Below are 15,184 nucleotides of genomic sequence, written 5' to 3'. Positions count from 1 at the left end.
TTTACGGAACTTCTCCTTTAGCATGTTTTTACTCCCCAAGAGAGGGAGTTACAGGCAAATAAAAAACTAAAGGATTATTTCGATGAAAAGAAAAGTACTGGCCCTTGTTATCCCTGCCCTGTTAGCGGCAGGCGCAGCACACGCCGCTGAAGTTTATAATAAAGACGGCAACAAATTAGATCTCTATGGCAAAGTTGATGGTCTGCATTATTTCTCTGATGATGCTAACAGTGATGGCGATCAAACTTATGTCCGTATGGGTTTTAAAGGTGAAACACAAATTAATGACCAACTGACCGGTTACGGCCAGTGGGAATATCAGGTTAACGCCAACACCACCGAAAGCGATCATGGCAACAGCTTCACTCGTCTTGCTTTTGCAGGTCTGAAATGGGGTGAATACGGTTCATTCGACTATGGTCGTAACTACGGCGTCATGTATGACGTGGAAGGCTGGACCGATATGCTGCCTGAATTCGGTGGTGACTCCTATACCCGCTCAGACAACTTTATGACTGGCCGTACCAACGGTGTCGCGACTTATCGTAATACGGATTTATTCGGTCTGGTTAATGGCCTGAACGTCGCCCTTCAGTATCAGGGGGCTAACGAAGATCAAATCACCAATGAACAGGAAGGTACCGGCAACGGCGGCGATCGTACTGTCCAGAACTCTAATGGCGACGGTTTTGGTCTCTCTTCGACCTATGACTTCGGGATGGGAATGAGTTTCGGCGCTGCCTACACCACCTCCGATCGTACCAACGAGCAAGTCAATGCCGGTGGCCGCGTTGCGGGTGGCGATAAGGCAGATGCCTGGACGGCGGGCCTGAAATATGACGCCAACAGCATTTATCTGGCTGCCATGTACTCTGAAACCCGTAACATGACCCCGTACGGTGATGACGGCGTAGCAAACAAAACCCAGAACGTTGAAGTGACGGCGCAATACCAGTTCGACTTCGGTCTGCGTCCGGCGGTGTCCTTCCTGATGTCAAAAGGTAAAGATCTGACCGGCCAGGGCAATGATGACAGCAAAGATCTGGTGAAATACGCGGATATTGGCGCGACTTACTACTTCAACAAAAACATGTCCACCTACGTTGACTATAAAATCAACCTGCTGGACAACGACGACAGCTTCTATTCTCGTAACAATATTAATACCGATGATGTCGTCGCACTCGGTATGGTCTATCAGTTCTAAGCCCTTCTGCCCGCTGGCAACGGCGGGCTTTTTCATTTTCCTCGCCGTCATAACCCATTCGTTTTGCCTATAACAAAATGCGATATCACGAAGACTAAAATCCCCGTTGGTTAAATGATATATTCAGGGTATGACCTGCCGTTGAGGATGCCGCCATGAACCATCAGCCTGTAAAATCATCACGAATTGCATCCGTCGGCTATGACGAGAAATCCTCTACGCTGGAAATCCGTTTCTACCAGACGGGTGTTCTGCAATATCGCGGCGTTCCTGCGCATATATACCGGAATTTTCTTTCCGTGGTCTCAAAAGGCCGATTTTATGACGGGGTAATTAAGGGAAAGTACCCGGAAATCAAAAGCAAATAATGTTGAATTGTGATCTTTGTCATTGTACTGAATCGGTGATAAGACGTTACACTTTATATGGATACTCAAACAGGAGGTTTAATGAACAGAACAATTCTTGTACCCATCGATATTTCAGACTCAGAATTAACTCAACGTGTGATTAATCATGTCGAGGCCGAAGCGAAAATTGACGATGCACAGGTTCATTTCCTGACCGTCATCCCGTCTCTGCCTTACTATTCTGCACTGGGCCTGGCCTACTCTGCGGAGTTGCCTGCCATGGATGATCTGAAAGCCGAAGCGAAATCTCAACTGGAAGAGATTATCAAGAAGTTCACTATCCCGTCGGACAGAGTACAGATCCATGTCGTTGAAGGCTCGCCAAAAGACAAAATTCTGGAAATGGCGAAAAAATTAGCGGTGGATATGGTGATTATTGCTTCACACCGCCCGGACATTACCACGTATTTGCTGGGGTCAAACGCCGCAGCCGTGGTACGCCACGCCGAGTGTTCCGTACTGGTCGTACGCTGACATTTTCAGCCCGCAGATCGCTGCGGGCTTTTTGCATCACCCTTCAGAGGCTTATTTACGCGTGTTTTTCACATTCCACGCGTTGACGTTGCAAAGCAGCGCAATGCCAACCGGTATCAGTGAACCCCAGAGCACCGCATTCCAGCCGTAGTGATTCAGTAATGCTCCCGACGAGAATGAACCTACGATCATTACCCCAAATACGACAAAATCGTTCAGAGACTGTACCTGTGTTTTTTCCTCGGGCCGGTGATAGTCAATGATTTTCGCCGATGCGCCAGTAAACCCAAAGTTCCAGCCCAGCCCCAGCAAAATCAGCGACAGCCAGTAATGGAAGATGTCGGTTCCGCTAAGACCGACCAGCACAGAGCCTGCGGTGATCAATAATCCAACCGATGCTATTCGCATGGCGCCAAAGCGCTGAATCAATCTGCCGGTGAAAAAGCCGGGGCCATACATTGCAATGACGTGCCACTGGACACCGAGATTCGACGCCTGCTGTGAGATCCCGTGCATGTGCATGGATAGTGGAGCTGCGGTCATCAGAAAGTTCATGATCATGTACGTCACCGCGCCGCTGAATACCGTTCGGATAAACCCAGGCTGACGCACGATCTCGCGCAAAGAGCGCCCCCCTGATGTTGTCGCGACAGTCGATTCCGCTGGGGTCACACCGCTGAGTATCAGCGCAGATATCACGGCGACGAATGCCTGCGCAAGGAACGTCACCGCGAAGGTGTGAGGCGGCCAGAGGTTCATCGTACCGGAAACCAACGTCGGACCAATCACTCCGGCAATGACACCGCCTCCCATCACCAGTGACAACGCCCGCGCCCGGCGTTCGGCCGTGACGCCATCGGTTGCCGCAAAGCGGAAACTCAGCGCGACCGCCGCGTATGCGCCGCCCATGAATGCCGCCGCGCAAAACAGCAAAAATGAACCAATAACCACGGCCAGAGCAGCGCTCAGACCGGTAATAACCCCCGCCCCCGTGCCGACCATAAATGCGGCTTTACGACCTCGTTTTCGCGCCAGCGCGCCTAACGGCAAGATACAGGCCGCCATTCCCAGTACAAACATGGTGATGGGCAGCGTGGCCAGCGTGCTACTGGGCGCGATAGCATCCCCGACAATGGCCCCTGTGGCGTAGAAAACCACAGAGTTAGCGCCAGCGAGCGCCTGCGCGGCAGACAGGCGAAGAATATTATTATTTTGTGCGGCGACAGGCAGGGTATGTTCGGCAGCCATCTGATTAATCATCCCGATTCATGGTAAGCACAATGCGTATCCAGTTTATTCGGGATAACTGACGATAAAACCAATCATTATGCCCGGCATGACTCGCAATATACCCTACGATGCCATGACCCGGAATACGCGCAGGCTTCTGATCATCATCCTTAATGATGAGTAATGCAGACCGGATGCGTTACCTGATGCTCAGTGTGCATCCCTACGATTTGTCGCTCAGCGGTAAAACGTGCTGGCATTCGTCGCCGCAATCCGTACCATACACGGCACACTTTCGCATGCGGTTTTTGGCCCGCAGGCGCAAACCCGTCTTATATTGCTAATCAGATGGGGCACAAATATGCGCAGATAGTGTATGAAATCGATGCAGGCGAATTAAAACGCCTTTGCCTCACTGGTGCCCCATTTGAGCGTTGAGTAAAGATTACATGTCGCAAAATCAAGAAATGAATAAGAAAGAGCAGTACAACCTGAACAAATTGCAAAAACGTCTACGTCGTAACGTGGGCGAAGCGATTGCCGATTTTAATATGATTGAAGATGGCGACCGCATCATGGTCTGCCTGTCCGGCGGCAAAGACAGCTACACGATGCTGGAAATTTTGCGCAATCTGCAACAAAGCGCCCCGATTAGCTTTTCGCTGGTTGCCGTTAACCTGGACCAGAAACAGCCCGGGTTCCCTGAGCACATTCTGCCTGAGTATCTTGAGCAACTGGGCGTTGAGTACAAAATTGTCGAAGAGAACACCTATGGGATCGTGAAAGATAAGATCCCGGAAGGCAAAACCACCTGCTCTCTCTGCTCACGCCTGCGTCGCGGTATTCTCTATCGCACGGCGACGGAGCTGGGCGCCACTAAAATTGCGCTGGGTCACCATCGCGACGATATTCTGCAAACCCTGTTCCTGAATATGTTCTACGGCGGAAAGATGAAAGGTATGCCGCCGAAGCTGATGAGTGATGATGGTAAACACATCGTGATCCGCCCGCTGGCCTATTGCCGCGAGAAGGATATCGAACGCTTTGCCGAAGCCAAAGGTTTCCCGATCATCCCTTGCAACCTGTGCGGTTCGCAACCGAACCTGCAACGTCAGGTGATTGCCGATATGCTGCGTGACTGGGATAAGCGTTATCCTGGCCGTATCGAGACGATGTTCAGCGCCATGCAGAACGTGGTGCCTTCACACCTGAGCGACATTAACCTGTTCGACTTCAAAGGTATTAAGCACGGTTCTGACGTTGTTGATGGCGGCGATCTGGCGTTTGATCGTGAAGAGATCCCGCTCCAGCCTGCAGGCTGGCAACCGGAAGAAGACGACAATCAGCTTGATGAACTTCGCCTGAACGTTGTCGAAGTGAAGTAATAGCAATGGGCCGGATAGTTTTCATCTCCGGCCCAACACGGGTTTATTTCAGCAAACGAACCCGACAGGTTTTACCTTTAATCTTCCCGTTCTGCAGTTGTTTCCACGCCTTATGCGCGACCGACTGACGGACCGCCACATAGACATGTGCCGGATGCACGGCAATTTTGCCAATGTCCGCACCATCCAGACCAATATCTCCGGTTAACGCCCCCAGCACATCGCCTGGACGCATTTTGGCTTTCTTGCCGCCGTCGATGCACAACGTCGCCATTTCAGCGACCAGCGGCGCTACGCTGCGTTGCGTTGGCGCAGGGACCCAATTAAGGGTGAGCTGCAGCATTTCAGAGAGAATATTCGCCCGCTGCGCCTCTTCCGGAGCACAAAAACTGATAGCCAGACCGCTGTTCCCGGCACGCGCGGTACGGCCAATCCGGTGAACGTGAACCTCCGGGTCCCACGCCAGTTCGAAATTCACCACCAGCTCCAGCGATTTGATATCGAGCCCGCGTGCCGCAACGTCAGTCGCCACCAGCACCCGCGCGCTGCCATTGGCAAAACGCACCAGCGTCTGATCGCGGTCGCGCTGTTCCAGATCGCCATGAAGTGCCAGCGCGCTTTGCCCGGCCTCATTGAGTGCATCGCACACCGCCTGACAATCCTTTTTGGTATTACAGAACACCACGCAGGAAGCCGGCTGATGCTGACTGAGCAGCGTTTGCAACAGCGGAATCTTACCGTGCGCAGAGGTTTCAAAGAATTGCTGTTCAATGGCGGGGAGCGCATCCACCGCATCAATTTCGATAGAGAGCGGATTACGCTGCACGCGACCGCTAATTGCCGCAATCGCTTCCGGCCAGGTGGCAGAAAACAGCAGCGTCTGACGCGACGCGGGCGCGAAACGGATCACCTCGTCGATTGCCTCACTGAACCCCATATCCAGCATCCGGTCAGCTTCGTCCATCACCAGAGTGGTTAGCGCGTCCAGCGAAACGGTGCCCTTTTGCAGGTGGTCGAGCAAACGACCGGGCGTGGCGACGATAATATGCGGCGCATGCTGAAGAGAATCGCGCTGTGCTCCGAAGGGTTGGCCACCGCAAAGCGTCAGGATTTTGGTATTCGGTAAGAAACGCGCCAGGCGACGCAGTTCACCGGCCACCTGATCTGCCAGTTCTCGCGTCGGGCAGAGAACCAGCGACTGCGTCTGAAACAGGGCGACATCAATATGCTGTAACAAGCCGAGACCAAATGCTGCCGTCTTACCGCTGCCGGTTTTCGCCTGCACCCGAACATCCTGCCCGGCAAGGATCGCTGGCAGCGCCGCCGCCTGGACGGGGGTCATGGACAGATACCCCAACTCGTTCAGATTCTCGAGCTGGGCGGCGGGTAACACATTCAGGGTAGCAAAAGCAGTCACAATTTAATCTCACGGTAAACGACTCACAGTCGGCAGGCGCGTATCCTCGCAGATCTGCGCGTACGATGCGACATTTTAATCGGCTCTTCATCCGGCGGCGGATCCGGCATCGGCTGCGGACGGGGAATAGGATCAGATGGGAATGGGTTCAGTTGGCACAGAATCAGAGAAATGAATCGTCCGATCGTGCAGAGTTAACAATTGACACATAGTTGCCTCCGGTCTGTCGTGGACTCCCTTTTAGGGTAGTCGCTGAAAACAGGCAGACAAAAAAAAGCCGACTTATTTAAGTCGGCGTCGTACGAATCAATTGTGCTATGCAGTAATTCAAAAAAGGAAGTAAGACAATATGGAGCGCAACGCCCATCGCTTGACGTTGCATTCACCTGCAAGAGTGATATTGCCCCGAACAGGCGTGCTATTTATTGACTTCGCTCAATCTTAACGCCGTTTTTAGGCAGAGAAATCTCTTAAAACACCCGTTTTTACAACCATTTACTACGATGCAACCATAAAGTAACACCACCAATCAGAACCACTAACAGAATACAAAAGAGTGAAAAGCCAAATTGCCATCCTCCTCCGGGTATGCCGCCGAGATTGACGCCGAACAGTCCGGTCAGAAACGTGCTGGGGAGGAAAACCATCGCCATCAATGACATGGTATAGGTACGTCTTGCCAGTGACTCCTGCATGACCTGGGCAATTTCATCCGCCATCACGCCGGTGCGGGCGATACAGGCATCAATTTCATCCAGCCCTCTTCCCAGCCGGTCGGCAATGTCCTGCATCCGGCGTCGCTGATCGTCCGTCATCCACGCCAGACGCTCGCTGGCCAGTCGCGAATAGACATCGCGCTGCGGCGCCATATAGCGGCGCATCACAATCAGTTGTTTTCGCAATAGCGCGAGGAAGCCGCGCGGCGGGATTTGCTGATCGAGCAGATTGTCTTCAAGGTCGATGATTTTATCGTGCAACTGTTCGATAAATTCGCTGGCGTGATCGGTCAGCGCATCGCATACGTCAACCAGCCAGCCGCCGCAGTCAGCAGGCCCGGTGCCTTCCTGGAGATCGCTGACGACATCGTCAAGCGCCAGCACCTTCCGCTGACGCGTGGAGACAATCAGCCGTTCATCCATATACAGACGCATCGCCACCAGTTGGTCCGGGCGCTCATCAGTGCTGCCATTGATACAGCGCAGCGTAATAAGCGTCCCTTCGCCCAGGCGGCTGACGCGTGGACGAAGGCTTTCTCCCGCCAGCGCATCCCTGACATTATTCGGCAGCAGCGGCGTTGTCGCCAGCCATTGCGCGCTGTCCGGATGCGTGTAGTTCAGATGCAGCCAGCACGGATGTTCACGGCTGATCACATCATCATCTTCCAGCGGTTTCACGCCGCCTTTGCCGTCCAGCAACCAGGCAAACACCGCATCCGGCACACTAACTTGAGACCCTTTAATGGCTTCCATTTTGCTTCCCATACTTCGCGCTTTTCTGGTTAGTCTAGCCGTCGACGTATGTTAAGCAACCACTCATTCTCCCAATGTGCTGCCAGGGCTCATGAAAAGCCACGGGCGTAGCGCTTGTGTGCTGAGGTAGAAATCTCTTCTGTCGAATCACTTAAACGGAACTGATGTGTTTTCGACTGGAGATCGACAACCTGCGATTTCAGCACATCCGACGATCCGGATAATTCATCCACCATCAACGCGTTACTTTGGGTGACTTTTTCCAGTTCGTTCATTGCCTGGGTTATCTGATTTATTCCTTTTTCCTGTTCAGCCGTGGTGGTTGATATTTCCTGCATCAACTGACTTAACTGCCCTGCGCCCTGAACGATTTCCTGCATATTCTTTTCTGTTTCCCCTACGACCGTTGCGCCTTGTTGTACATTTTGATGCGTGACGTCGATAAGTCCCCGAATATTTTTTGCGGCTTCGGCACTTCTGTGCGCCAGATTTCGTACCTCCGTCGCCACTACGGAAAATCCTTTTCCTTGCTCACCGGCGCGCGCCGCTTCGACTGCAGCATTCAGGGCCAGAATATTGGTCTGGAACGCAATATCATCAATCAGGGTAATTATTTCTGTCATTTGCTGTGTACACGTCGTAATCGAATGCATGTTGCTGGCAACCTGAACCATTAATTCGCTGCCTTTGTACGCGCATTGCATCGCGCTATTGGCCTGCTGATTAGCGAGTCGCGTGTGGTCAGCGTTGTTACGCGTGCTGGCCGCCATCTGTTCCATGCTGGCAGCCGTCTGGATTAAAGAGGCAGACTGTTGTTCCGTTTTTACGGATAATTCAGCGCTACGGGCGGCCAGTTGCTCTGACAACGACAGCGCCGTTTTCGAGGAAAGTCGGATCTCGCGCACCAGCGTCGCGATACTGCCGGATAAACTGTTGATACCCGGAATCAGTCTCCCGGCACAGTTATTACCAAATTCAGGAATATGAACGGCGAGATTTCCCGCTGTCACCTGTTCAATACTTTTCTTTACCGTATTGATGGGCGTGACAAGATATATTGTCATGTAGCACCATAATGCGAATAACGCCAACAAAAAAAGTACATTCATTGAAATAATAACCTGCAGCCTGACCGAGTACATTATTTGCACAATGTTAATCAGGCTAAAGGTAAATAGCAGAAATACGATAATAAATGTTCTGACGCTAATGTGTTTTAACATTTTAAACCTGTTAGAGATTAATATGGCAGGTCATATTTATATAGCATCAGAAAAGCATATATTCTTCGCGTTCAGCTCGCTATTCGAACTTCACGCAGAGATCCATCAAATTTACCTTAAAGAAGGATAATGCCAATTAAGTTTGCCTTATGCTTACCGTTAATCATGAGGTGAGACCGCTTTCCCCTACACGCCCAAGCGATTCCACTGCTTAACAGTTAAGCGATACAACACTCTCTTTGATAAACGTTTAATCTGACTTAAATGATTAGATTTCATAACGTTTGAGTACGCACAGTCGCGCTCTTGCCGCTTTTTGCCTCTGAACGCTAATGAGGTGGGCAAAAATTTCGGTATTTGTCCTTTCATTTCTCATGCGAATGGATGAATCCCTGCTAAATTTAACTGCACGACAGACATTCGATGGAAAGCCAGATGTTGCACGTATCATGGGATCCGGTTTTAATCGGCATCTCGTTTCTTGTTGCGTTCATAGCTGCATTTGTCTCCCTCGATAGCGTGGGTAAAGTGGCTATTTCTGTGCGGCGAGAATCGACATTCTGGCGCTTATCGGGCGGTATTACGCTCGGTATCGGGATCTGGTCAATGCACTTCATCGGAATGTTGGCGATGAAAATGAGCATGCCCCTTAACTATCATCTTCCGCTGACCGCCCTCTCCTTTGCGATCGCCCTGATTGCGGCGTCGCTGGCGATTCACATTGCCATTTCCGGTATTCCACTTTCACGAATCAGGCTACTTGCCGCCACCACGGTTCTGAGCATGGGAATGGTGGCTATGCATTATGTCGGGATGGCTGCGATCGCTGGGCATGGCGCCATCGTCTGGAATCAGGGGCTGGTTGCTCTGTCCGTTATTATTGCCGTTGCGGCCTCCGGTCTCGGCCTGCGGCTGGCTTTTACGCCGCGCCAGACTACACGTCAGGCCTTGCTTAACCGGTTGGCCGCGTCGTTGATTGTCGCCCTGGCGATCTCCGCCATGCATTACACCGGCATGAGCGCCGCCACGTTCAGTCATCACAACCACGAACTCCACACGGGCTTAAGCCAAGTCGAACTCGCCGTTTGCGTCGCAGGTATTACGCTGGTCACGCTGGGTATGATGCTGATCATCGCGATGCTGGACTCGCACATGCGGACGTCGCAGTTGGCGGAAACGCTCTATCATCTCAACAAGCAACTGACGCAGCAACGTCATTTTGATGCGCTAACGGGACTGCCAAACCGCGCGCAAATCGATACCTGCTTACTCAACTGTATGGAAGATTCGGCGCTCCAGCAGCGGCGATTTGCCGTTGCCTTTATCGATCTTGACCGCTTTAAAATCGTCAATGATACCTGGGGGCACCATATAGGCGACCAGTTATTGATAGCCAGTAGCCAACGCATCCTCGCCTGTCTTGATGACACCATGACGCTAGCCCGCTTAGGCGGCGATGAATTTATTCTGTTGATGCCAGAGAACAATACCGAAGCCATCTCCTCGCGAATGGACCGTATTGTCAACGCCCTGCGAATGCCTTTCTCCCTTTCAGGTCATATTATTCGTGTTTCGCTCAGCGCCGGACTCAGCTTCTATCCCGAACATGGCACCACCACCCATGAGTTACGCGTGAAGGCGGATGTCGCGATGTATCATGTGAAACAACAGGGTCGGGATGGCTGGGCCATCTACCAGCCGGAAATGGAAGCCACTGTGACCACTGCGCCAGCCTTCTTACAGGGCCTGTCCCAGGCGCTGGCGCGTAATGAATTCGAGTTGTGGTATCAGCCCAAATACACCGCCAGCGATCACACGCTGACCGGCTTCGAGGCGCTACTGCGCTGGCGGCATCCGGAACACGGGTTACTGCTGCCTGGCGCGTTTCTTGCCACGCTTGAAGATACGGGCCTCATGCTTTCGGTCGGGAAATGGGTGATTCAGCAGGCTTGCTCACAGCTCTGTCAGTGGACCCAGCAGGGGCATACCGACTGGTCGCTCGCGGTTAACCTCTCTCCCACACAGTTTGAACAGCATGATATTGTTGATATCGTCTGTAGCGCGCTTGCCCGCTATCAGATCCCGCCGTCACGATTAACGCTGGAAATAACCGAAAGTGCCGCGCTGAAAAATCTCGGGCGGAGCATCGAGATCCTTAATGCTTTCTCGACTGCCGGGATCACGGTTTCTATTGATGATTTCGGAACCGGATATTCAAACATGCTAATGTTGAAATCCCTCCCGGCCCGGGAACTGAAGATCGATCGTATCTTTATTAAAGATATCAATGAGAACAACAAGAGCAGCAAAATTGTCTCGACGATTATTGATATTGCCCACTCTATGAATTTACGCGTCGTCGCGGAAGGGATAGAAACGCCAGAACAAGAGCGACTTCTGACGCAGATGGGCTGTGGCGTACTGCAAGGCTTTTTATATGCGCAACCCATACCTGTGCAGCAAATACCAACACTATTACAAAGGGATAACCTCATTAAACAGCTGAACGTTGTTTGCTGTTTACCGCAACAACGTTCTATCACACTATAAAAAACGATATTCGCATGGTTGCACAATAATTAATAAAAATAACAGGATTACTGATGATTGCACACAACCTGAATGCACTGGATTTATTAACACTGCCGGTCTGGATCGTCTCCCCTTGTACCGAAGAATTAGTCTTTGCCAATCGTATCGCCAGAGAAGTGATGCAGGGGTACACCTTCAGCCAACTGCGTAAAGGGGTGTATTCCACCCATGCGCAGAATACATTGCCGAACTATATTACCGATCTTCGTCGCCAGCGGGATATTGTCGAGATTCTGACGGTGCCTCGTGAGAATCATCAGGCTGCACTCACCTGTCGGTTGTCGATTAACGATCTGCCAGGAACCGGTGAAGTGATTCTGTTTGAAGGCATTGATATCCCGGCGGTACAGGGGTTGAAAGCCAGCCGTTCCGCCACTTATCAGCGTAAAAAGCAGGGATTCTATGCCCGGTTTTTTCTCACTAACTCCGCCCCTATGCTGCTGATCGATCCGTCAAGAGATGGCCTGATTGTCGACGCCAACCTGGCGGCACTCAATTTCTACGGCTACAGCCTGGAAGCGATGTGCCAAAAGCACACCTGGGAAATCAATATGTTGGGTCGCCAGGTTCTGCCCGTTATGCATGAGATCGCGCGACTGCCGGGCGGGCATAAGCCGTTAAATTTTGTCCATAAAATTGCCGATGGCACCACCCGTCATGTGCAAACCTATGCCGGGCCGATTGAAATCTACGGCGACAGACTGATGTTGTGCATCATTCACGATATTACCGAACAGAAACGTCTCGAACAGGAACTGGAGCGCGCCGCCCTGCATGACGCTCTGACCGGATTACTCAATCGCCGCCAGTTCTATCAACTGACCGAACAGGGGCAGATGCAGCATCTCACCCTGGCCCAGGATTACAGTCTGCTGCTCATTGATACCGATCGGTTTAAAAGTATTAATGACCTGTATGGTCATCTGAAAGGCGATGAAGTTCTCTGCGAGCTGGCTCGAAACCTGGAGTCCTGCGCACGCAAAGGGGATTTAGTGTTTCGCTGGGGCGGCGAGGAGTTTGTCCTGTTGTTACCGCGCACTCCGCTGGAGACCGCGTTGCAGTTAGCCGAATCCATACGCGCATCGGTAGCGAAAATCGGCCTTCCCGGCCTGCCGCGCTTTACCGTGAGTATTGGCGTCGCCCACCGCGAACCGAACGAAAGTATCGATGAACTGTTTAAACGGGTGGATGCCGCGCTCTACCGGGCCAAAAACGATGGCAGAAACCGGGTACTGGCCGCCTGATAAACGATGCCCCCGACGACACGCACTGTCGTCAGGGGTGCCTGATTTACATCCCGTCGGCGTCGCGCTGGTCGAAAACTTGCTGCGCCAGATGCAACGTCGCATTGGCGGCGGGCAGACCGCAATAAAGTGCCGAATGCATGATCAGCTCTTTCAACTCCTCACGCGTCACGCCGTTGTTGAACGCGGCATTGAGATGCATTTTTAGCTCCGCCTCGCGGTTCAGCGCAATCAACATCGCAATGGTTATCATACTGCGCGTATGCCGATCCAGTCCGGGGCGACTCCAGATATCGCCCCAGGCATAACGGGTAATAAACTGCTGAAAGTCTTCATTCAGCAGCGTCAGGTTTTGCACCGTCCTGTCAACATGCGCATCGCCCAGAACCGCCCTGCGTACGGCCATTCCCTGCTGATAGCGTTCTTCATCCTGCATGTTGTCCTCCCAGAAACGATAACAACGCCGCGTTCACCGCACCCGGCGCTTCAATAGTGGATAAATGGGACGCCTTCACCACGGCCAGTACAGAACCGGCAATACGCTGGTGCATAAACTGAGCGTCGGCCACGGTGGTGACGGGGTCATTTTCACCGGCAATCAACAGCGTCGGTCGTGTAATCCCGGTAATCTGCTCACGCAAATCGGCCGTTGCCAGCGCTTCACAGCAGGCGGCGTACCCTTCGGCTGACGACGCAGCGAGTGGCTCACACAATGCGGCGACCGTTTGCGGTGCCGACTGACGAAAAGCAGGGCTGAACCAGCGTTCCGGAGCGCTGACGGCAATATCGCGCAGTCCATTCTGACGAACGCTTTGCGCGCGGGCGCGCCAGCCCGCCTCGTCGCCTATACGCGCGGCGCTGTTTATCACCGTTACGCTCAGCAGTCGCTGCGGCTGATGGCAGGCCAGCCACAGTCCGGTGAGTCCCCCCATCGAGATCCCGCAAAAATGCGCTGCCGGGATATCCAGGTGATCGAGCAACGCAATCACATCCAGCCCCAGCCGGGCGAGATCGGTTGGCCCCGCATTGTTTGTCGCGCCATGCCCGTGGGTGTCATAACGCAGCACCCGATATTGCGCGCTCAGTGCCGCAAGCTGTGGCGCCCACATCGCCAGCGTCGTGCCCAGAGAATTGGATAGCACCACCACCGGCGCGTCGTCCGGGCCATCAATCTGGTAATTCAGTTCCATGCTGTTGTTCCTCATAACGTGCAAGCACGCGTTGCACAAATTGCGCCGCGCAGCCCGTTGCCGTGCCTGGGTCCAGTAACGCCGCCAGTTGTGATTCATTAAGATGGGCCATCACCTGCGGCTCCTTAACGAGTACCGAATGCAGGGAATGACCGCTTGCCACCGCGCGATGGCACAGCCCTTCAATCAGATGATGGGCATCCTGCTTGCCGATAAACGCCGCCAAAGCCAGAGTGACCGATTCCGCCATCATCAGGCCGTGAGTGATATCCAGGTTGTCACGCATCTTTTGCGGGAAGACCTGCATATTCAGGACGAGCTGTTGGGTTTCCTCGATGGCATGCCCGACCAGCATGACGATCTCCGGCAGGACTTCCCATTCTGCCTGCCAGCCGCCGAGCGCGCGTTCATGCTGCTGTAACTGACTGCTGTAGAGTGTGGCCATCAGTCCTGGCGTTTTCTGCATGGCAGTGAGGATCGCCGCGCAGCTCACCGGATTTCGCTTGTGCGGCATCGCCGACGATCCGCCCCGACCCGCGACGACGGGTTCGCTCACTTCCGCCACTTCGGTCTGCATCAGCAGCGCGAAGTCCTGAGCAAACTTGCCGAGAGTACCGCCAACACCGGCGTACCATGCCCCCACTTCCAGTAGCCGATCGCGCTGGGTATGCCAGGGCGTATCCGGCAGCGTCAGCGCCAGTTCCTGCGCGAGTCGCTCTGCCACCGGTAGAGCGTTCAGCCCGAGTGACGCCAGCGTTCCCGCCGCGCCGCCAAACTGCAGCACCAGTACACGCGACAGCAGAGGTTGCAGGCGTTCCTGCCAGCGCAGCAGCGCATCAAGCGTACCGGCCAGTTTCAGTCCCCAGGTCACCGGCAGCGCCTGCTGCATCCAGGTGCGACCCGGCATGACGGTATGCTGATAGCGATGCGCCTGCTGAGCAAAGGCCGCAGTCAATTGCTCCAGCGCACGTTGCGTGTGATTGAGCGCCGCTCGCAGTTGCAGGACCAGTCCGGTATCGATCACATCCTGGCTGGTTGCCCCCCAGTGTACGTAACGTGCGGCGTCAGGATCCTCGCTCTTCACCCGCGCGGTTAAGTGTTTCACCAGCGGAATGGCCAGATTGCCCGCCGCCCGCGCCGATTCCGCCAGCGCCAGCCGATCAAACTCCTGCGCGCGACAGGCCAGGGTGATAGGCCCGACAGCCGTTGCCGGTATCACGCCGCAGGCAGCCTGCGCGCGGGCAAGCGCGGCCTCAAAATCGAGCATCCCCTGAAGAAGCGATATGTCTGAAAATTCTGCCGTGAGCGCGGTTCCGCGCATCAACGGGGTTAGCAAGGTCATT

13 protein-coding genes and 2 pseudogenes are annotated in these 15,184 nt (G+C 53.4%); 7 read left to right on the top strand and 8 right to left on the bottom strand.

The features are described from left to right. Positions 1-82 precede the first annotated feature (82 nt). From ompC to uspF, 3 genes are all read left to right on the top strand, one after another. The gene (gene ompC, locus WM46_RS06265) at positions 83-1,207 is read left to right on the top strand and encodes a porin OmpC (RefSeq protein ID WP_061077623.1); all 1,125 of its coding nucleotides are present in this window, start codon (positions 83-85) and stop codon (positions 1,205-1,207) included. Between the two features lie 155 nt (positions 1,208-1,362). After that, entirely contained in the window at positions 1,363-1,575 is a 213-nt protein-coding gene (locus WM46_RS06260) for a KTSC domain-containing protein (protein ID WP_043000601.1), read from the top strand. 81 nt (positions 1,576-1,656) lie between these two features. After that, on the top strand, positions 1,657-2,091 hold the full coding sequence (uspF, locus tag WM46_RS06255; RefSeq protein ID WP_061077624.1) for a universal stress protein UspF: 435 nt from the start codon (positions 1,657-1,659) through the stop codon (positions 2,089-2,091). Between the two features lie 51 nt (positions 2,092-2,142). Here uspF and WM46_RS06250 read toward each other — a convergent pair whose 3' ends face one another. Further along, positions 2,143-3,339: an MFS transporter gene (locus WM46_RS06250; protein ID WP_102603790.1), complete on the bottom strand. Its 1,197-nt coding sequence runs from the start codon at positions 3,337-3,339 to the stop codon at positions 2,143-2,145. Between the two features lie 219 nt (positions 3,340-3,558). Here WM46_RS06250 and WM46_RS06245 point away from each other — a divergent pair. Continuing rightward, positions 3,559-3,705 (top strand): annotated as a pseudogene (locus WM46_RS06245) (site-specific integrase); the annotation flags it as partial. Positions 3,706-3,770: 65 nt separating this feature from the next. Next, positions 3,771-4,706: a tRNA 2-thiocytidine(32) synthetase TtcA gene (ttcA, locus tag WM46_RS06240; protein WP_102601744.1), complete on the top strand. Its 936-nt coding sequence runs from the start codon at positions 3,771-3,773 to the stop codon at positions 4,704-4,706. Positions 4,707-4,749: 43 nt separating this feature from the next. Here the strand turns inward: ttcA and dbpA are convergent, their stop codons facing one another. The 4 genes and pseudogenes from dbpA to WM46_RS06220 form a co-directional block, all read right to left on the bottom strand. Beyond that, complete coding sequence (gene dbpA / locus WM46_RS06235) at positions 4,750-6,123, bottom strand: ATP-dependent RNA helicase DbpA (protein WP_102601743.1); 1,374 nt, start codon at positions 6,121-6,123, stop codon at positions 4,750-4,752. A gap of 23 nt (positions 6,124-6,146) precedes the next feature. Next, positions 6,147-6,264, bottom strand: a pseudogene (locus WM46_RS26760) (hypothetical protein); the annotation flags it as partial. A 344-nt stretch (positions 6,265-6,608) separates the two neighbouring features. Beyond that, positions 6,609-7,592 (bottom strand): zinc transporter ZntB, encoded by a 984-nt coding sequence (gene zntB / locus WM46_RS06225; protein WP_061077627.1) that lies wholly within the window; start codon positions 7,590-7,592, stop codon positions 6,609-6,611. Positions 7,593-7,681: 89 nt separating this feature from the next. Beyond that, entirely contained in the window at positions 7,682-8,815 is a 1,134-nt protein-coding gene (locus tag WM46_RS06220; protein ID WP_102601742.1) for a methyl-accepting chemotaxis protein, read from the bottom strand. 435 nt (positions 8,816-9,250) lie between these two features. Here WM46_RS06220 and WM46_RS06215 point away from each other — a divergent pair, with 435 nt between their 5' ends. Next, entirely contained in the window at positions 9,251-11,365 is a 2,115-nt protein-coding gene (locus WM46_RS06215) for a putative bifunctional diguanylate cyclase/phosphodiesterase (protein WP_102601741.1), read from the top strand. Between the two features lie 53 nt (positions 11,366-11,418). Then, complete coding sequence (locus WM46_RS06210) at positions 11,419-12,651, top strand: sensor domain-containing diguanylate cyclase (protein ID WP_061077630.1); 1,233 nt, start codon at positions 11,419-11,421, stop codon at positions 12,649-12,651. Between the two features lie 46 nt (positions 12,652-12,697). On the opposite strand, the gene pcaC is transcribed toward WM46_RS06210, so the two are convergent. The 3 genes from pcaC to WM46_RS06195 are packed head-to-tail and all read right to left on the bottom strand — an operon-like array spanning position 12,698 to position 15,183. Then, a complete protein-coding gene (pcaC, locus tag WM46_RS06205) occupies positions 12,698-13,087 on the bottom strand; it encodes a 4-carboxymuconolactone decarboxylase (RefSeq protein WP_102601740.1) in 390 nt (129 codons plus the stop codon). Beyond that, a complete protein-coding gene (gene pcaD / locus WM46_RS06200) occupies positions 13,077-13,841 on the bottom strand; it encodes a 3-oxoadipate enol-lactonase (protein WP_102601739.1) in 765 nt (254 codons plus the stop codon). The genes pcaC and pcaD overlap by 11 nt, the downstream gene beginning before the upstream one ends. Then, positions 13,819-15,183, bottom strand: coding sequence for a 3-carboxy-cis,cis-muconate cycloisomerase (locus WM46_RS06195; RefSeq protein WP_102601738.1), 1,365 nt, complete (start codon positions 15,181-15,183; stop codon positions 13,819-13,821). The genes pcaD and WM46_RS06195 overlap by 23 nt, the downstream gene beginning before the upstream one ends. Between the last annotated feature and the right edge of the window lies 1 nt (position 15,184).

The organism is Citrobacter freundii complex sp. CFNIH2 (assembly GCF_002880615.1).
GTDB lineage: Bacteria > Pseudomonadota > Gammaproteobacteria > Enterobacterales > Enterobacteriaceae > Citrobacter_A > Citrobacter_A amalonaticus_F.
This window is presented reverse-complemented; position numbering and strand designations above follow the sequence as displayed.